Genomic DNA, 18,500 nt, shown 5'->3' with positions numbered 1-18,500 from the left:
CCATCGCGCCCTGGCCCTGACTTGGGCGACACTGCGGCCTTCCATCATGCGTTGAGCGCAGGAACAGCAACATGTCGCAGGCCTCGCCGCAATTCGTGGATTTCATCGTCGACCGGCTCTCCGGAATCGACGGCATCACGACAAACCGCTTCTTCGGCGGCACCGGCCTCTCGGCCCACGCCACGCAGTTCGCGATGGTCATGGGCGGCAGCCTCTACTTCGTCGTGGACAAGGACACGCGGCCCAGGTACGAGAAGCTGGGCAGCACCTGCTTTGCCTACGACACGAAGGCGCGGCGGGTCCAGGTGCGCAAGTATTTCGAGGTTCCCATCGAGATCATCGAGGACCATGAGGCACTGGCGGCCTTGGCAAGGGAAGCCGTTCTCGCGGCGCAAGGCCTGAAGACAAAGAAGCCGGCCGGCAAGCGCGCCTAGTTAGTCGCGCCAATCGACGACCACCCGCGCCGCCAGCGCGCAGGTATCGCAATCGACACTCGCCGCGGCCCGCTCCACCACCACGAAGTCGCCCGCATCCACCGCCAGCAGCGCGTGGTGCCAGGTGCCGGGCGCGAGTGTCACGCCCTGCAGCCCGTCGGTCACGAACGCAGCGAGCGCAGCGGGCGCGGGCGCCTCGCCGGCCGGCGCCACGACGATGACGAAGCGCCTTTCTCCCAAGGGCACGAAAGTCTGGCTGCCGAGCGCGTGGCGCTCCATCTCCGTGACTTCATGCGGAAAACGCCGCGCCTGCGCACGGAACAGCGCGAGCATCGGCCGGCCGCCCTGCGCGCCGAGCTGCAGGTCGCCGACAAGGTCGAAGCGTTCGGCATTGCCGCCATTGATCGGGCGGCCCTTCTTGCCGGCGGGCGCGGCCAGCACCGTGCCGTAGGGCGCGAAAGCCTGGGGTGTCAGCGGTTGCACCGCGAGCGGCATCGGGGCGAGGAAAGCTGCATCGTTCATGCGGCGGAGTACAGCAGAAAACATGCCGATGGTCACCGGGCCTGCGTGCGCTTCCTACCGCTGCGACTGATCAACCGATTCAGCGCCGGGCACCCGCACCCGCTCCAGGATGAAATCGATGAAGGTGCGGATTGCCCGCGTGTGCTGCCGGTTGGGCATGTAGAGCATGAACATCTGCGTGCCGAAGATGCTGAGGCGCCAGTCGTCCAGCGTGGTCACCACGTCGCCCTTGCGCACGTCCTCCTGCACCACGTAGTCGGGCACCAGGCCGATGCCCAGGCCCGCGAGGATGGCCTGGCGCAGGAACAAGAAGTTCTCCGAGATCAGCGTCGGCTCCAGGATCACCTCGCGCCGCACCTCTCCCAGATTCTGGCCCTGGTAGGCCGACACGCGCAGCTGCCGGCCGATGACAGCGGCCGTGACCACGGGCGCGCCCTGCAGTTCGTCGAGCTGCACCGGCAGCGGATGCTTCTGTGCATAGCCGCTTGAAGCGCAGGCCACATAGCGCACCGGCCCCATCTCGCGCGCCACCAGGTTCTGCGGCGGCTCTGGAATCACGCGGATCGCGATGTCGACCTCGTCGCGCAGCAGGTCCTCGATGCGGTTCTCGAACACCACGTCGAGCACGATGCCCGGGTACTGCCGCTTGAAGTCGATCAGCCAGCCGGCCATCACCAGCTGGCCGTAGCCGCTGGGCACGCTCAGGCGCACGCGGCCCTGCAGGCCCTGGCCCAGCGTGGTGACCGATTCCTTCGCGGCCAGCAGCTCGGCCTGGATCGCCACGCCGTGCTGGTACAGGCGCAGGCCGATCTCGGTCGGTTCGGCGCGGCGCGTGGTGCGCCGCACCAGCTGGGCGCCGACCGAGCGCTCGAGCTGGTTCAGGTGGTAGCTGACGTTGGCGCGGCTCATCTTGAGCCGGCGCGCGGCCGCGCTCAGGTTGCCGGCGTCAAGGATTTCCACCAGCAGGGTCAGCGATTGGAGATCCATGGGCCGATTGTGTCAAAAATTCTTTGACAGTCTGTCAATGGTCTATGCAATTGTCAAAGCACCGGCACCGGCCAAGAATGCGGGGTTCACCCCCAGAGCCTCGGGCCCCTCGCGTTTGCAGCAGGGCTCGCCACGCAAGAGACAAGACAAGCACATGGCCACCACAACCTCCAGCCCTTCCACGTCTTCCGGTCCCGTCAGCTTCGAGCGTCTTGGCGACGTGTTCGTGGTGACCATCGACAACCCGCCCGTCAACGCCCTGGGCGTGGATGTGCGCCGCGGCCTCGTGGCCGCCATCGAGGCGGCCGAGGCCGACGGCGCCGCGGCCGCGGTGCTGATCGTCGGCGCGGGCCGCAACTTCATCGCAGGCGCCGACATCCGCGAGTTCGGCAAGACGCCGCAGCCGCCCTCGCTGCCCGAGGTGTGCCTTGCTATCGAGAACTGCAGCAAGCCGGTGGTTGCCGCCATCCACGGCGCTGCGCTCGGCGGCGGGCTCGAAGTGGCGCTGTCGGCGCACTACCGCATCGCCTCGCCCACCGCCAAGCTCGGCCTGCCCGAAGTGCAGCTCGGCCTGTTGCCCGGCTCGGGCGGCACGCAACGCGCGCCGCGCCTGATCGGCGTGAAGCCCGCGCTCGAACTGATGCTCAGCGGCCGCCACGCGGGCGCGAAGGAAGCGCTGTCGCTCGGCCTCGTGGACCGGCTCGGCAACGAGGCCGATGCGCGCGCCGAAGGCCTGGCCTACGCGCAGGAACTCGTGGCCGCCAAGGCGCCGGTGCGCCGCACGCGCGAGGCTGGCGGCCTGGCCGACAAGGAAGCCAGCCGCGCCGCGCTCGAAGCCGCGCGCGCCGACACCGCGAAGAAGAGCCGCGGCCTGTTCTCGCCGATGAAGATCATCGAAGCCGTCGAGGCCGCGCTCACGCTGCCTTTCGACGAAGGCATGGCGCTGGAGCGCAAGCTGTTCCTGCAGTGCATCGACAGCCCGCAGCGCGCCGGCCTGATCCACGCCTTCTTCGCCGAGCGCGAAGTGCTGAAGGCGCCCGAGACCCGGTCCGCCGCGCCGCGCGCGCTTGCATCGGCCGGCATCGTCGGCGGCGGCACCATGGGCGCGGGCATCGCGGTGGCAATGCTCGACGCGGGCCTGCCCGTGACCATGATCGAGCGCGACGAGCCCAGCCTCGCGCGCGGCCGCCAGCATGTCGAGAAGGTGTACGACGGCCTCATCAAGAAGGGCCGCATGACGCCCGAGGCCAAGACCGCCGTGATGGCGCGCTTCTCGGGCTCCACGTCTTATGACGCGCTCGCGCAGGTCGACATCGTGGTCGAAGCGGTGTTCGAGGACATGGGCGTGAAGAAGGCCGTGTTCGCCGAGCTCGACCGCGTCTGCAAGCGCGGCGCGGTGCTCGCCACCAACACCTCGTACCTGGACATCGACGAGATCGCCGAGAGCATTTCGCGTCCGCAGGACGTGGTGGGCCTGCACTTCTTCTCGCCGGCCAACATCATGAAGCTGCTGGAGATCGTGGTGCCCGCCAAGGTGAGCGCCGACGTGGTCGCGACCGGCTTCGAGCTCGCGAAGAAATTGAAGAAGGTGCCGGTGCGCGCCGGCGTGTGCGACGGCTTCATCGGCAACCGCATCCTCGCGGTGTACCGCCAGGCCGCCGACCACATGATGGAAGACGGCGCGTCGCCCTACCAGATCGAAGAGGCCGTGCGCAACTTCGGCTACCCGATGGGGCCGTTCCAGGTGTCCGACCTCGCGGGCGGCGACATCGGCTGGGCCACGCGCAAGCGCAAGGCCGCCACGCGCGATCCGCAGGCGCGCTACGTGCAGATTGCCGACCGCATCTGCGAGCGCGGCTGGTTCGGCCAGAAGACGCAGCGCGGCTACTACCTGTACCCCGAGGGCGCCCGCACCGGCCAGCCCGACCCCGAGGTGCTGGCCATCATCGACGCCGAGCGCGAGCGCGCGGGCATCAAGCCGCGCACCTTCACCGAGGAAGAAATCATGCGCCGCTACATGGCCGCGATGATCAACGAGGGCGCCAACGTCGTGCTCCAGCGCATCGCGCTGCGCCCGCTCGACGTGGACGTGACCTTCCTCTACGGCTACGGCTTTCCGCGGCACCGCGGCGGCCCGATGAAGTACGCCGACACCGTGGGCCTGCCGAAGGTGCTGGCCGACATCCGCGAATTCGCCAAGGCCGACCCGATCTTCTGGAAGCCCTCGCCGCTGCTGGTGGAGCTGGTCGAGCGCGGCGCCGATTTCGCGAGCCTGAACCAATCCGAGTAACCAGAGCCAGCCGTCCAGGAGACATCCCCCATGCGCGAAGCCGTCATCGTTTCCACCGCCCGCACTCCGCTCACCAAGGCGCACCGCGGCGAATTCAACATCACGCCGGGCCCCACGCTCGCGGCCTTTGCGGTCAAGGCCGCTGTCGAGCGCTCGGGCCTGGACCCCGCGCTGATCGAGGACGCGATCCTCGGCTGCGGCTACCCCGAAGGCACCACGGGCCGCAACATCGCGCGCCAGAGCATCATCCGCGCGGGGCTGCCGATCTCGATCGCCGGCACCACCGTCAACCGCTTCTGCGCCTCGGGCCTGCAGGCGATCGCCATGGCCGCGGGCCGCATCGTGGTGGACGGCGCGCCGGCCATGATCGCGGGCGGCGTCGAGAGCATCTCGCAGATCCGCAGCCGCAGCGCCACCGATGCCGGCGACAGCGGCATGGACCCGTGGATCGTCCAGCACAAGCCCGCGCTCTACATGGCGATGATCGAGACCGCCGACATCGTGGCCCAGCGCTACGGCATCAGCCGCGAGGCGCAGGACCGCTTCTCGGCCGAGAGCCAGCGCAAGACCGAAGAGGCCCAGCTCGCCGGCCGCTACAGGGACGAGATCGTCGCCTGCACCACCACCATGGCCGTGACCGACAAGGAGACCAAGGAAGTCAGCTACCGCGAAGTCACCGCCACCGAAGACAACTGCAACCGCCGCGGCACCACCTACGAGGCGCTCGCCAAGCTCAAGCCCGTGATGGGCGACGACAAGTTCATCACGGCCGGCAACGCCTCGCAGCTGTCCGACGGCGCCTCGGCCTGCGTGCTGATGGAAGCGAAGGACGCGGAGCGTGCCAACCTCAAGCCCCTCGGCGCATTCCGCGGCCTTGCGGTGGCCGGCTGCGAGCCCGACGAGATGGGCATTGGCCCGGTGTTCGCGGTGCCCAAGCTGCTCGCGCGCCATGGCCTGAAGGTCGAGGACATCGGCCTCTGGGAACTCAACGAAGCCTTCGCCTCGCAGTCGATCTACTGCCAGGAGAAGCTCGGCATTCCGTCGGAACTGCTCAACGTGAACGGCGGCGCGATCTCCATCGGCCACCCCTTCGGCATGACCGGCGCGCGCCTCACGGGCCACGTGCTGATCGAAGGCAGGCGCCGCGGCGCGAAGTACGCGGTGGTCACGATGTGCATTGCCGGCGGCATGGGCGCGGCGGGCCTGTTCGAAATATTTTGAAACCTTGCGGGACAGACCAAGAAATTGCGCAGCAATTTTTGCTCTGTCCTCAACTGATTGGAATGCGATGGACCTGAATTTCACGACCGAAGAAGAAGCCTTCCGCAGCGAAGTGCGCGCCTTCCTGGCCGCAAGACTGCCGGTGCGGCTGTCCGAGAAAGTGCGCGGCGGCAAGATCCTCGCCAAGGCCGATATGGAGGAATGGCACGCCATCCTCAACGAGCGCGGCTGGCTCGCGAATCACTGGCCCGAGCAGTACGGCGGTCCGGGCTGGACGGCGGTGGAAAAATTCATCTTCGAACACGAATGCGCGCTGGCCTTTGCGCCGCGCATCGTGCCCTTCGGCGTGAACATGCTCGGGCCGGTGCTCATCAAGTACGGCAACGAGGCACAGAAGCGCCACTGGCTGCCGCGCATCCTGAACGGCGCCGACTGGTGGTGCCAGGGCTATTCGGAACCCGGCGCGGGCTCCGACCTGGCGGCCGTGAAGACCTCGGCCGTGCGCGGCATCGACGCCCAGGGCGACCACTACATCGTGAACGGCCAGAAGACCTGGACCACGCTGGGCCAGCACGCCAACATGATCTTCTGCCTGGTGCGCACCAACCGCGAGGCGAAGAAGCAGGAAGGCATCAGCTTCCTCCTGATCGACATGACCTCGCCCGGCGTGGAAGTGCGGCCGATCATCACGCTCGACGGCGAGCATGAAGTGAACGAAGTGTTCTTCTCCGACGTGCGCGTGCCGGCCGAGAACCTCGTCGGCGAAGAGAACAAGGGCTGGACCTGTGCCAAGTATCTTTTGACCTACGAGCGCACCAACATCGCGGGCGTCGGCTTCTCGGTGGCGGCGCTCGAGCAGCTCAAGGGCATTGCGGCCACGCAGACGAAGAACGGCAAGCCGCTGGCCGAAGACCCGGCATTTGCCGCACGCATGGCGCGTGTCGAGATCGATCTGGAGAACATGAAGACCACCAACCTGCGCGTGATCGCAGCCGTGGCCGGCGGCGGCGTGCCGGGCGCGGAAAGCTCGATGCTCAAGATCCGCGGCACCGAGATCCGGCAGGAGATCTCGTCGCTCGCGCGCCGCGCCATGGGCGTCTACGGCCGGCCCTTCGTCGAAGAGGCGCTGCACGACGGCTTCGACGGCGAAACCTTCGGCCCGGCCTACGCATCGGCCGCCGCCGCGCGCTACTTCAACAACCGCAAGCTGTCGATCTTCGGCGGCTCCAATGAAATCCAGAAGAACATCATCTCCAAGATGATCCTCGGGCTGTAAAGGAGACACGCACATGAACTTCGAACACACCGAAGACCGGCGCATGCTCGCCGACAGCCTGAACCGCTTCATCGCCGAGCAGTACGCCTTCGATGCGCGCGACCGCATCGCAAAATCCGCGCACGGTTTCAGCAAGGAGATCTTCCAGAATTTCGCCGAACTGGGCGTGATCGGCGCGCTGTTCAGCGAAGCCGATGGCGGCTTCGGCGGCGGCGGCTTCGACATTGCCGTGGTCTTCGAGGCGCTGGGCCGCGGGCTCGTGGTCGAGCCGCTGCTGGGTGCCGTGATGGTCGGCGAGGCGCTCAGCGCGGCCGGCAGCGATGCGCAGAAAGAGAAGCTCGGCGACATCATCAACGGCCTGACCGTCGCGGCCTTTGCGCATGACGAAGCCGACACGCACTACGAACGCACGCGCGTGGCGACCCGCGCCGAGCGCAGCGGCGACGGCTGGGTGCTGCACGGCGCCAAGGCCGTGGTGCCGCAGGGCGAGCAGGCCGACCTGTTCCTGGTTTCGGCCCGCAGCTCGGGCAAGGTCGACGATGAAGCCGGCATCTCGCTGTTCCTCGTGCCTGCCAGGACCGCGGGCCTTTCGGTGCGCGGCTGCCCCGCCATCGACGGCGGCCGCGTCGCCGAACTCGCGCTCGACGGCGTGAAGCTCGGCGCCGACGCGCTGCTGGGCACCGAAGGCCTGGGCCACGCGACGCTGGAACGCGCCATCGGCCGCGGCGTGCTCGCACTGTGCGCCGAGGCGCTCGGCGCGATGGAAGCCGCCAAGACCGCCACGCTCGACTACCTGCGCACGCGCAAGCAGTTCGGCATGCTGATCGGCAGCTTCCAGGCACTGCAGCACCGCATGGCCGACCTGCTGCTCGAGATCGAACAGGCGCGTTCGGCGGTGATCAACGCCGCGGCCGCCATCGACGGCGCCGACCGCGTGGCGCGCGAGCGTGCGCTGTCGGCTGCCAAGTTCAGCATCGGCCGCATCGGCGCGCTGGTGGCCGAAGAAAGCATCCAGATGCACGGCGGCATCGGCATGACCTGGGAGCTGCCGCTGCCGCACTACGCCAAGCGGCTCGTGATGATCGACCACCAGCTCGGCGACGAAGACCACCATCTGCAGCGCTACATCGCGCTGGGCAAGGAGGTGGCCGCATGACCGAAAAGACCGTTTTGATCTCGCAGCAGGGCGCGGTCCGCATCCTGACCAACAGCAACCCGGGCGCGCGCAATGCGATCACGCCGACGCTGTACGCAGAGCTGAGCGCTGCGCTCGCCGATGCGCAAAACGACCCCGAAGTGGGCGCCGTCGTCTTCACCGGCGCGGGCGATTTCTTCTGCTCGGGCGGCGACCTCAACCTGCTGGCCAAGCGCCGCGAGCTGCCCGCCTCCGAGCGCCGTGAAAAGCTCGAAGGCCTGCACGACCTGATCCGCGGCATCCGCGATTGCGGCAAGCCGGTGATCGCGGCCGTCGAAGGCGGCGCGGCGGGCGCGGGCCTCTCGATGGCGCTGGCCTGCGACATGCTGGTGTCGGCGCGCGACGCGTTCTACACGGTGGCCTACGTCAAGGTCGGCCTCACGCCCGACGGCGGCGCCACGGCCTTTCTTGCGGAATTCGTCTCGCGCCAGGTGCTGACCGAGATGTGCCTGACCGGCGACCGCATGACGGCCGAGCGCCTGCATGCGCTGGGCGCGGTCAACCGGCTGACCGACAAGGGCGCCGCGCTGGCCGAGGCCATCGCGCTCGCGGCCAAGGTGGCCGACGGCCCCGAGCGCGCGATCGCACGCATCAAGACGCTGTGCCGCCAGGCGCACCGCGCCACGCTCGAGCAGCAGCTCGATGCCGAGGCCGTGTACATGGTCGAATCGCAGGCCGATGCCGAGGCGGCCGAAGGCATCGGTGCCTTCCTCGGCAAGCGGCGCGCGGATTTCAACGCGCTGCGCCGCAAGACAAAGCCGGACGCGTCCTGACGCGCGTCGTGCCCCGCCCTCGCATGCGAACGCGGGGGTTGTTCGTTTTCCTGGAGTTGCCCTCATGCCCATGCTGAATTCCTCGCTGCCGCTGGCCGGCGTGCGCGTCCTCGATCTGTCCCGCATCCTCGCGGGCCCCTGGTGCGGCATGGTGCTGGCCGACATGGGCGCCGAAGTCATCAAGGTCGAGCACCCGGGCCGCGGCGACGACACGCGCGACTGGGGCCTGCGCGTCGGCAAGACCGAGACCGCCTACTTCAACAGCGTGAACCGCAACAAGCGCTCGGTCACGCTCGACCTGCAGACGCCCGAGGGCCAGCAGATCGCGCGCGACCTCGCCAAGCAGTGCGACGTGGTGATCCAGAACTTCAAGTTCGGCGGCATCGACAAGCTGGGCCTCGGCTACGAGCAGCTCAGTAAGGAGCATCCGGGGCTCATCTACTGCTCGATCTCGGGCTACGACCGCACCGGCCCCGAGGCCGCGCGCCCCGGCTACGACCTCGTGGTGCAGGGCGAGGCCGGGCTGATGGCGCTCAACGGCGAAGCCAGCCAGCCGCCGCTGAAGTTCGGCGTGGCCATGGTCGACCTGTTCACCGGCATGTACTCGGCGCAGGCGGTGCTCGCGGCGCTCTACCAGCGCGAGAAGACCGGCAAGGGCCGGCATGTGGAGATGGCTCTCTTCGACTGCGGCCTGATGATCACCGCCTACTACGGCCTCGAGGCGCTGCTGATGGGCGAGGACCCGCCGCGCTACGGCAACTCGCATCCGTCGATCGTGCCCTACGGCGTGTTCGACGCGGCCGACGGCCCGCTCGTGATCACCGTGGGCAACAACGCGCAGTTCGCGCGCTTCTGCACCGAAGTGATCGAGCGGCCCGACCTCGCGGCCGACGAGCGCTTCAAGACCAACATCCTGCGCTCGGCGAACCGCGCGGTGCTGCTGCCCGAGCTGCATGCCGAGCTGGCCAGGCGCCAGCGCGCCGACCTGCTGGCCAGGCTCAGCGCCTCGGGCATTCCCTGCGGCGAAGTGCTGGGCCTGCTCGAAGCGCTCAACTCCAGGCGCGCGGCCGATGCCGGCCTCGTGACCGAGCAGCCGCATCCGGTGGCCGGCAGGTCAACGTGCTGGCGCCGCCCTACCGCTTCGACGGCGAGCGCCTGCCCGTGCGCAGCGCACCGCCGCAGCTGGGCGAAGGCACGCACGAGGTGCTGCAGTCGCTGCTCGGCCTGTCGGACGACCGGCTCGCGCAACTGAAAACCAGCGGCGTCGTCTGAAGGCGCCGATCTTCCGCATTCCTTGAACAAGTCCATGGCCGTTTCTTCTTCCCGCTCCCTTCGCAATCCCGCACGCCGCGCCCTCCTCGCGCTGGCCCTTCCGCTCATGGCCGGCACCGCCTTCGCGCAGGCCTGGCCGGCCAAGCCGATCACCTTCGTCGTGCCCTTTCCGCCCGGCGGCCCGACCGACGTCGCCACGCGCATCGTGGCGCAGAAAATGTCGCAGGGCCTGAAGCAGAACATCCTCGTCGACAACCGCAGCGGCGCCTCGGGCACCATCGGCGCGGCGGTGGCCGCCAAGGCCGCGCCCGACGGCTACACCTTCGTGATGCTGGCCACGCCCACGCTGCTGGCCGCGCACCTGTACGGCCAGACGCCTTACGACATCTTCAAGAGCTTCACACCCGTGGGCACGGTGTACGACCTGCCGATCGTGATGGTGGTGAACCCCAAGGTGCTGCCCGGCGTGAACGGCCTGCAGGAGCTGATCGCCAAGGCCAAGGCCGAGGGCGGCAAGCTCAACTACACGACCGCCGGCGCGGGCAGCTTCGGCCACCTGACGACCGAGCAGCTCAAGAACATCGGCAAGTTCGAGATGCAGCACGTGCCCTACCGCGGCAGCGCACCGGCCGTGACCGACCTGATCGGCGGGCAGGTGCCCGCGATGTTCTCGGACCTGGTGGCGGTGATGCCGCACATCCGCTCGGGTACGCTGCGCGCGATTGCGGTCGGCTCGGGCCAGCGCGTGAGCCTGCTGCCCGACGTGAAGACGGTCGCCGAGCAGGGCTTCCCGGGTTTCGATGCCACGTCCTGGGGCGGCCTGCTGGCACCGGCCGGCACGCCCAAGGACGTGGTCGATCGCATGAGCGCCGAGCTCAAGACCGCGCTCGCTGACAAGGAAGTGCAGGACAAGCTCGAGGGCGTCGGCTCCTTCGCGGCCTACCGCACGGGCGAGCAGACCGGCGTGCGCATGCGCCAGGACTTCGAACGCTGGGGCAAGGTCATTCGCGACAACAAGATCACGAACCAGTAGAACAGCGCTTCGCACGCGGCCGGCACCACAACAAATATCCAGGAGACATGCCATGGCAGACAGCAAGAAGACGAACCCGGCCGGCGCACCCTTTCGCCCGACGCTCCCGGTCCGCAGCCTCGCCGACATCCGCAGGCTCGAGGAGACGCCGCTCGAAGAGGCGCTGACGGTCCGCAGCACCTACGAGATCTTCCGCAACGCGGGCGCGGCCTTCGGCGGCAAGACCGCGCTGACCTTCCTGCGCACCGGCAACCCGGCCGACGCGCCGATCCGCTGGTCGTACGCCGAGCTGCTCGCGCGCATCCACCAGACCGCGAACATGCTGCACGCGCTGGGCGTGGGTCCGCAGGATGCGGTGGCGGTGCTGCTGCCGGGCTGCCTTCAATACCACCTCGCGCTCTGGGGCGGCGAGGCGGCGGGCATCGTGCAGCCGCTCAACCCGCTGCTCACCGACGAGAAGCTGGTGGCGCTGATGACCGCGGGCCGCGCCAAGGTGCTGATCGCCTACGGCTCGGACAGCGAATCGGGCATGTGGTCGAAGGCAATGCGCCTGCGCGGCCAGGTGCCCACGCTCACCACGGTGCTGCGCGTGGCGCCGCATGACGAAGCACCGGGCGCGGCGGGCGCCTTGCCCGAGGGCGTGGCCGAGTTCGACGTGCTGCGTTCGGCACAGCCGTCCGATCGCCTCGTGAGCGGCCGCGACATTGCGCCCACCGACATCGCCGCCTACTTCCACACCGGCGGCACCACCGGCGCGCCGAAGCTCGCGCGCCACAGCCACGGCGCGCAGGTGTTCACGGCCTGGGCCAGCGTGCAGGTCGCGGGCATGAACGACCAGGGCATCTCGATCAACGGCTACCCGCTGTTCCACGTGGCGGGCGTGCTGCCGGCCTCGCTGGCCTCGCTCTCGGCGGGCATGGAAGTGATCATCCCGACGACCTCGCTGCTGCGCAACAAGGAGGTGCTCGCCAACTACTGGAAGCTGGTCGAGAAGTACCGGCCGACCTCGCTCTCGGCCGTGCCCACGGTGCTGGCGGCGCTCGCGAACGTGCCGCTGGACGGCGCCGACATCTCGTCGATCGGCTACTGCCGCACGGGCGCCGCCGTGCTCTCGCCCGAGCTGGCCGCGCGCTTCGAGCGCCTGTTCGGCCTGCATGTGCACGAGAGCCTGGGCATGACCGAGATGGCCGGCATCTCGACCATCACGCCGCCCGGCGTGGACGGGCCCGCGGGCTGCGTTGGTTTTGCGCTGCCCTACATGCAGATGCGCATCGTGGCGCTCGACGAGAACGGCAACGCCAGCGACCGCGAGCTGCCGCCCGGCGAGCAGGGCATGGTGCTGTTCAAGTCGCCCAACCTGTTCTCGGGCTTCGTCGATCCGGCCGACAACGCCAAGGCCTTCACCGCCGACGGCTGGCTCGCGACCGGCGACCTGGGCTGGATCGACGGCGACGGGAGGCTCAACCTCAGCGGCCGCTCGAAGGACCTGATCATCCGCAGCGGCCACAACATCGACCCCAAGGTGATCGAGGACGCGCTGGGCGCGCATCCCGCGGTGCAGCTGTGCGCCGCGGTGGGCGCGCCCGATGCCTATGCGGGCGAGCTGCCGGTGGTCTTTGCCACGCTGGAGCCGGGCGCCTCGGCCAGCGAGGAGGAGCTGCTGGCCTTCACTGCCGCGCGCGTCGACGAGGCGCCCGCCAAGCCCCGCTCGGTGAGCATCATCGAGCACATGCCGATGACCAACGTCGGCAAGATCTACAAGCCCGAGCTTCGCGCCATGGCCGCGAGCCGCGTGGTGGCGGCCACGGTGGCGCAGGTGTGCGGGGAGCTTGGCGCGCCGCCGGCCGCCTGGCCGCGCGTGCGCAGCGAGGGCGAGAGCCTGGTGCAGGTGCGCATCGATGCCGCGGCCACGGGCGCGCTCGCGGCGCCGCTGCAGGCTCGGATCCGCACGGCGCTCGAGGCGCTTCCCTTCAAGACGCAGGTGCTGGCCGAATAGCCGCCGCGTGCTGGTTTCTTTTTTCGACAGACAACAACGACCGCCGGAGACATCGGACATGAGCGCAACCTTCACCACCACCAACACCGCGCACGGCATCACCCGCCGCGCCCTGCACTGCGGCATTGCCTCGCTCGCGCTCGCGGCCACCACCCCGGCCGCCTGGGCGCAGGCCTATCCGGGCAAGCCGATCCGCATGGTGGTGCCCTTTGCCGCGGGCGGCGCCACCGACGTGCTGGCCCGCGTAGTCGGCGAGAAGATGGCGGCGGGCCTGGGCCAGCCCGTGATCATCGACAACAAGCCCGGCGCCGCCGGCATCATCGGCACCGATGCGGTGGCCAAGGCGCCGGCCGACGGCTACACCCTGGTGCTGGCGCTGAGCAATTCGCTGCTGACCAACCAGTTCCTCTACCAGAAGCTGCCCTACGACACGCAGCGCGACCTCACGCTGGTCTACCAGATCGCCACCGCGCCGCTGGTGCTGGTGGTGCACCCCAGCGTGCCGGTGAAGAGCGGGCCCGAGCTCCTGAAGTACGTGGCCGCCAACAAGGGCAAGGTGGCCTACGGCTCGTACGGCGTGGGCGCCTACCCGCACCTGGCCGGCGCGCACATGAGCCTCACGCAGAAGGCCGAGATGAACCACGTCGCCTACAAGGGCGAGGCGCCGATGCTGCAGGACCTGATCGGCGGCCAGATCCAGATGGCCTTTGCCAGCGCGCTGGTGGCCAAGCCGCACATCGAGGCCGGCAAGCTCCGGGCCATCGGCGTGAGCGGCGAGCGCCGCATGGCCACGCTGCCCAACGTGCCCACCTTGGCCGAGCAGGGCCTGGACGACGAGGCCTACCGCGTGGCCGGCTGGCTCGCGATTGCCATGCCGGCCGGCACGCCCAAGCCGATTGTGCAGCGCATTGCCGAAGAGGTGGGCAAGGCCACCCGCCAGCCCGACGTGCAGGCGCGCGTGGCGGCAATGGGCTTCGACCTGAAGGAGAGCTCGCCCGAGGCCTTTGCCGCCGTCTACAAGAAGGAGAGCCCGGTGTGGGAGCGCCTGATCAAGGATTCGGGCGCCAAGCTCGAGTAGCCCGCTTCGAGAGAGCCGGGAGGGGCGTGCAACGGGGCCGCAGCTTAGGAAAACCCCGATGAACGGATGGACATGGATCGTTACCATCCATAGCTGCTTTCCCCCTCCCTCTCGATGACCACTCCCAACGAGTCCGGCCCGCTGCTGGACGCCGCCAGCCCCCTTCCCCCAGACATCGAAGCCGCCGACGAGCCCACCCGGGTGCCGCTCGCCATCGAGGACTGGCTCACCGTCATCATCATGGGCGCGCTGGCGCTCATCACCTTTGCGAACGTGCTGGTGCGCTACTTCACCGACTCGTCGTTCGCGTGGACCGAAGAGTTCTCGGTCTTCCTGATGATCATGCTGGCGCTGGTGGCCGGCTCGGCCGCGGTGGCGCGCGACCGCCACATCCGCATCGAATACTTTTCCGAAAGCGGCTCCATGGCGCGGCGCAAGCGGCTCGCGCAGTTCGGCGCGCTCATGATCGCGATCCTGTTCACGCTGATCGGCGCGCTCAGCATCCGCATGGTGTGGGACGACTACCGCTTCGACGAGACCACGCCGGGCATCGGCCTGCCGGCGTGGTGGTATTCGGTCTGGCTGCCGATCGTGTCGTTTGCCATCGCGCTGCGCGCGGTGGGCCTCATGGTCCGCCGCGGCCGCAAGGAATACCGCAGCGACACCAAGAACCCCGGCAGCAAGGGCGACGCATCGTGATCCCCACCCTGCTCTTCGTCGCCTTCGTTGCGATGATGCTGGTGGGCGTGCCCATCGGCGCCGCGCTGGGCCTGGCCGGCGCCGCCTGCATCGCGCTGGCCAACAGCGACGCCCAGTGGTTCGGCCTCCTGGCCGTGCCGCAGAACTTCTATGCCGGCCTCGGCAAGTACCCGCTGCTGGCCATCCCGATGTTCGTGCTGGTGGGCTCCATCTTCGACCGCTCGGGCGTGGCGCTGCGGCTCGTGAACTTTGCGGTGGCGATCGTCGGGCGCGGGCCCGGCATGCTGCCGCTGGTGGCCATTGCGGTGGCGATGTTCCTCGGCGGCATCTCGGGCTCGGGCCCGGCCAATGCCGCGGCCGTGGGCGCGGTGATGATCGCGGCCATGTCGCGCGCGGGCTACCCGGCCGCCTTCTCGGCCAGCGTGGTGGGCGCCGCGGCGGCCACCGACATCCTGATTCCGCCCTCGGTCGCGTTCATCGTCTACTCGGTGCTGGTGCCCGGCGCCTCGGTGCCGGCGCTCTTTGCAGCCGGCATGATCCCGGGCGTGATGGCCGGCCTGGCGCTGATGATCCCGGCCGTGCTGCTGGCCCGCCAGCACAAGATGGGCGCGCTCGAAGCGACGCTGCCGCGCCCGCCGTTCTGGAAGAGCTTTCGCGAAGCGGTCTGGGGCCTGGCGGCGCCGGTGCTGATCCTGGGCGGCATGCGCGCGGGCTGGTTCACGCCCACCGAGGCCGCGGTGGTGGCGGTGTTCTATGGTCTCTTCGTGGGCATGTGCGTGCACCGGACCATCAAGGTGCGCGACCTGTTCGTCATCTTGCGCGAATCGGGCGAGCTCTCGGCCGTGATTTTGCTGGTGGTGTCGCTCGCGGGGATCTTCGCGTATTCGCTTTCCACGCTCGGCATCATCGACCCGGTGACGCGCGCCATCGTGAATTCGGGCCTCGGCGAATACGGCATCCTGGCGCTCCTGATCCTGCTGCTCATCACGGTGGGCATGTTCCTGGACGGCGTGTCGATCTTCCTGATCTTCGTGCCGCTGCTGCTGCCGATCGTGCAGTACTACAAATGGGACCCGGTGTGGTTCGGCGTGATCCTCACGCTCAAGGTCGCATTGGGCCAGTTCACGCCGCCGCTTGCGGTCAACCTGATGGTGTCGTGCCGCATCGCGAAGGTTCGCATGGAAGAAACCGTGCGCTGGGTCGGCTGGATGCTGTTCTCGATGTTCGTGGTGATGGTGCTGGTGATCGTGTTTCCGGAACTTGCGCTCTGGTTGCCGCGCAAGCTGGGGTATTGAAGTGCGGCGCTGCTTTTCCTTGCGCCGCGTTGTGTTCAAGGCCTGCTGTTCAGGGCGCGCTCCCGCCGACGGGGTACCTTGCTCCGCGAATGTCCTCCGGCCTTCGGCCTCCCCCTTGATTTCGCTGCGCAAGGCACCCCATCAGCGGGAGCGTTATGCGGAGCGGTGGTTGATCAGCGATGCACAACGAGCGTGCCCTCGTGCACAGAGCATCGGGTGCTCCCCGCAGCGAAATCAAGGAGGAGGCCGCAGGCCGGGGGACATTCGCGGAGGGGAGTACCCGGTGATCTGTGCACACGCCCCGAACAGCATCGCCCCGAACGCTCCCAAAAACATCCATCGCTTAGTTGTGTTCAGAAAACAAGGAGACCTCTCATGAAATTCCGCCGCACCCTGCTCGGCCTTGCCGCCGCAGCAACCGCCCTGTGCATGTTCTCGACCGGCGCCATGGCGCAGGCCGCCTACAAGCCCGAGTACAAGATGTCCCTGGTGCTCGGCCCGCCCACCCCCTGGGGCCAGGCCGGAAAGATCTGGGCCGACCTCGTCAAGGAGCGCACCCAGGGCCGCATCAACATCAAGCTGTACCCCGGCGTGTCCCTCATCCAGGGCGACCAGACCCGCGAATTCAGCGCGCTGCGCCAGGGCGTGATCGACATGGCCGTCGGCTCGACCATCAACTGGTCGCCGCAGGTCAAGCAGCTCAACCTTTTTTCCATGCCCTTCCTGATGCCCGACTACGCGGCCATCGACGCGCTCACCCAGGGCGAGGTCGGCAAGGACATGTTCAAGACCCTCGACAAGGCCGGCGTCGTGCCGCTCGCCTGGGGCGAGAACGGCTACCGCGAGATCACCAACTCGAAGAAGCCGATCAAGTCGCCCGCCGACCTCAAGGGCATGAAGATCCGCGTCGTCGGCTCGCCGATCTACTCCGACATGTTCACCGCGCTCGGCGCCAACCCCACGCAGATGAGCTGGGCCGATGCGCAGCCCGCGCTCGCCAGCGGCGCCGTCGACGGCCAGGAGAACCCGCTCTTCCTGTTCACCGTGCTCAAGATGCACACCGTGGGCCAGAAGTTCGTGACCACCTGGGGCTACGTGGCCGATCCGCTGGTGTTCGTGGTCAACAAGGAAATCTGGGCCTCGTGGACGCCGGCCGACCAGGCCATCGTGCGCCAGGCCGCCGTCGATGCCGGCAAGCAGGAAATCGCGCTCGCGCGCAAGGGCCTGGTGGAAGCCGACAAGCCGGTGCTCAAGGACATTGCCGCCATGGGCGTCACCGTGACCCAGCTCACGCCCGACGAGCGCGAAGCCTTCGTGAAGGCCACGCGGCCGGTGTACGACAAGTGGAAGTCGACCGTGGGCGCGGACCTCGTGGCCAAGGCCGAGAAGGCCATCGCGGCGCGCCAGAAGTAAAGCCCGCGTTCCTGCGGATCGGGGTGGCGGCCGCGACAATGCGGCCATGCACCACACCCTGATCATCGATACGGACCCCGGCGCGGACGACGTGATCGCGCTGCTGTTCGCCCTGGCGGCACCCGAATCGCTGGTGGTCCGGGCGCTGACCACGGTGGCCGGCAACGTGCCGCTGGCCAAGACCTCGCGCAATGCGCGCCTCGCCTGCGAATGGGCCGGGCGGCCCGACATTCCGGTGTATGCGGGCGCCGAACGGCCGCTGCTGCGCACGCCGATCTACGCGGCCAACATCCATGGCCGCGAAGGCATCACCGGCGTGAAGGTGCACGAGCCCGCCGCGCCGCTGGCCGAAGGCCATGCGGTCGACTACCTGATCCGCACGCTGCGCGCCGCGCCCGAAAAAAGCGTGACGCTCGCAATGCTCGGCCCGCAGACCAACCTGGCGCTCGCCCTCGAACAGGCGCCCGACATCGTGCGCGGCCTGCGCGAACTGGTGCTCATGGCCGGCGCGCACTTCAATGGCGGCAACATCACGCCCACGGCGGAGTTCAACGTGTTCGCGGATCCGCATGCGGCCGAGGCCGTGCTGAAGTGCGGCGTGCCGATCACCATGCTGCCGCTCGACGTGACGCACAAGATCCTCACGAGCGACGAGCGCATCGCGCGGCTGCGCGGCCTGGGCAACCGGGCCGGCGCGATTGTCGCCGACATCCTCGACGCCTATGCGCCGCAGGAGATGCAGCACTACGGCATGCCCGGCGGGCCGGTGCATGACGCGACCGTCACGGCCTACCTGCTGCAGCCCTCGCTCTTCCGGGGCAGGCGCATCCACGTCGAGGTCGACAGCCGCGAAGGCATGGGCTTCGGCCAGACCGCGGCCGACTGGCACGGCAGCCTGCACCGCCCACCCAACGCGAACTGGATCGCCGACGGCGATGCGCAGGGCTTCTTCGACCTGCTGACGGAGCACATCGCGCGGCTGCCGTAGGCAAAAAAAAGCCACGCTGCAAAACAGC

Annotated in this window: 15 protein-coding genes and 1 pseudogene; 14 read left to right on the top strand and 2 right to left on the bottom strand. The window is 68.6% G+C overall.

Annotated features, from left to right (window positions below; translation table 11 throughout):
* The first annotated feature begins 71 nt into the window (after window positions 1-71).
* Entirely contained in the window at window positions 72-434 is a 363-nt protein-coding gene (locus ACAM58_RS04445; protein WP_012746000.1) for a TfoX/Sxy family protein, read from the top strand.
* Here ACAM58_RS04445 and ACAM58_RS04440 read toward each other — a convergent pair whose 3' ends face one another.
* Window positions 435-956 carry an ureidoglycolate lyase gene (locus ACAM58_RS04440; RefSeq protein ID WP_012745999.1) on the bottom strand — a complete coding sequence of 174 codons (522 nt, stop codon included), beginning with the start codon at window positions 954-956 and terminating at the stop codon, window positions 435-437.
* 54 nt (window positions 957-1,010) lie between these two features.
* Entirely contained in the window at window positions 1,011-1,943 is a 933-nt protein-coding gene (locus tag ACAM58_RS04435; RefSeq protein WP_012745998.1) for a LysR family transcriptional regulator, read from the bottom strand.
* Between the two features lie 154 nt (window positions 1,944-2,097).
* On the opposite strand from ACAM58_RS04435, the gene ACAM58_RS04430 reads away from it, so the two are divergent.
* The 13 genes and pseudogenes from ACAM58_RS04430 (at window position 2,098) to ACAM58_RS04370 (ending at window position 18,472) form a co-directional block, all read left to right on the top strand.
* On the top strand, window positions 2,098-4,233 hold the full coding sequence (locus tag ACAM58_RS04430; RefSeq protein ID WP_369664212.1) for a 3-hydroxyacyl-CoA dehydrogenase NAD-binding domain-containing protein: 2,136 nt from the start codon (window positions 2,098-2,100) through the stop codon (window positions 4,231-4,233).
* A 30-nt stretch (window positions 4,234-4,263) separates the two neighbouring features.
* On the top strand, window positions 4,264-5,454 hold the full coding sequence (locus tag ACAM58_RS04425; protein ID WP_018903685.1) for an acetyl-CoA C-acyltransferase: 1,191 nt from the start codon (window positions 4,264-4,266) through the stop codon (window positions 5,452-5,454).
* 67 nt (window positions 5,455-5,521) lie between these two features.
* Window positions 5,522-6,730 (top strand): acyl-CoA dehydrogenase family protein, encoded by a 1,209-nt coding sequence (locus ACAM58_RS04420; RefSeq protein ID WP_018903686.1) that lies wholly within the window; start codon window positions 5,522-5,524, stop codon window positions 6,728-6,730.
* Window positions 6,731-6,743: 13 nt separating this feature from the next.
* A complete protein-coding gene (locus tag ACAM58_RS04415) occupies window positions 6,744-7,886 on the top strand; it encodes an acyl-CoA dehydrogenase family protein (protein WP_018903687.1) in 1,143 nt (380 codons plus the stop codon).
* Window positions 7,883-8,698, top strand: coding sequence for an oxepin-CoA hydrolase, alternative type (locus ACAM58_RS04410; protein WP_018903688.1), 816 nt, complete (start codon window positions 7,883-7,885; stop codon window positions 8,696-8,698). Before ACAM58_RS04415 ends, ACAM58_RS04410 begins: the two co-directional genes overlap by 4 nt.
* A gap of 64 nt (window positions 8,699-8,762) precedes the next feature.
* Window positions 8,763-9,970, top strand: a pseudogene (locus ACAM58_RS04405) (CaiB/BaiF CoA transferase family protein).
* Window positions 9,971-10,004: 34 nt separating this feature from the next.
* Window positions 10,005-11,003 carry a tripartite tricarboxylate transporter substrate binding protein gene (locus tag ACAM58_RS04400; protein WP_018903689.1) on the top strand — a complete coding sequence of 333 codons (999 nt, stop codon included), beginning with the start codon at window positions 10,005-10,007 and terminating at the stop codon, window positions 11,001-11,003.
* 52 nt (window positions 11,004-11,055) lie between these two features.
* The gene (locus ACAM58_RS04395) at window positions 11,056-12,999 is read left to right on the top strand and encodes an acyl-CoA synthetase (RefSeq protein ID WP_018903690.1); all 1,944 of its coding nucleotides are present in this window, start codon (window positions 11,056-11,058) and stop codon (window positions 12,997-12,999) included.
* Between the two features lie 58 nt (window positions 13,000-13,057).
* Complete coding sequence (locus ACAM58_RS04390; protein ID WP_018903691.1) at window positions 13,058-14,077, top strand: tripartite tricarboxylate transporter substrate binding protein; 1,020 nt, start codon at window positions 13,058-13,060, stop codon at window positions 14,075-14,077.
* Between the two features lie 114 nt (window positions 14,078-14,191).
* Window positions 14,192-14,776, top strand: a complete 585-nt coding sequence (locus ACAM58_RS04385; protein ID WP_369664211.1) for a TRAP transporter small permease — start codon at window positions 14,192-14,194, stop codon at window positions 14,774-14,776.
* Window positions 14,773-16,071 (top strand): TRAP transporter large permease, encoded by a 1,299-nt coding sequence (locus tag ACAM58_RS04380; RefSeq protein WP_012745987.1) that lies wholly within the window; start codon window positions 14,773-14,775, stop codon window positions 16,069-16,071. Before ACAM58_RS04385 ends, ACAM58_RS04380 begins: the two co-directional genes overlap by 4 nt.
* Window positions 16,072-16,446: 375 nt before the next feature.
* The gene (locus ACAM58_RS04375; protein WP_018903694.1) at window positions 16,447-17,484 is read left to right on the top strand and encodes a DctP family TRAP transporter solute-binding subunit; all 1,038 of its coding nucleotides are present in this window, start codon (window positions 16,447-16,449) and stop codon (window positions 17,482-17,484) included.
* 46 nt (window positions 17,485-17,530) lie between these two features.
* Window positions 17,531-18,472, top strand: coding sequence for a nucleoside hydrolase (locus ACAM58_RS04370; protein WP_018903695.1), 942 nt, complete (start codon window positions 17,531-17,533; stop codon window positions 18,470-18,472).
* Window positions 18,473-18,500 lie beyond the last annotated feature (28 nt).

The organism is Variovorax sp. V116 (assembly GCF_041154435.1).
Classification (GTDB): Bacteria; Pseudomonadota; Gammaproteobacteria; order Burkholderiales; family Burkholderiaceae_C; genus Variovorax; species Variovorax paradoxus.
Note: the sequence above shows the minus strand (reverse complement) of the source record. Positions and strands in the feature narration are given on the sequence as shown.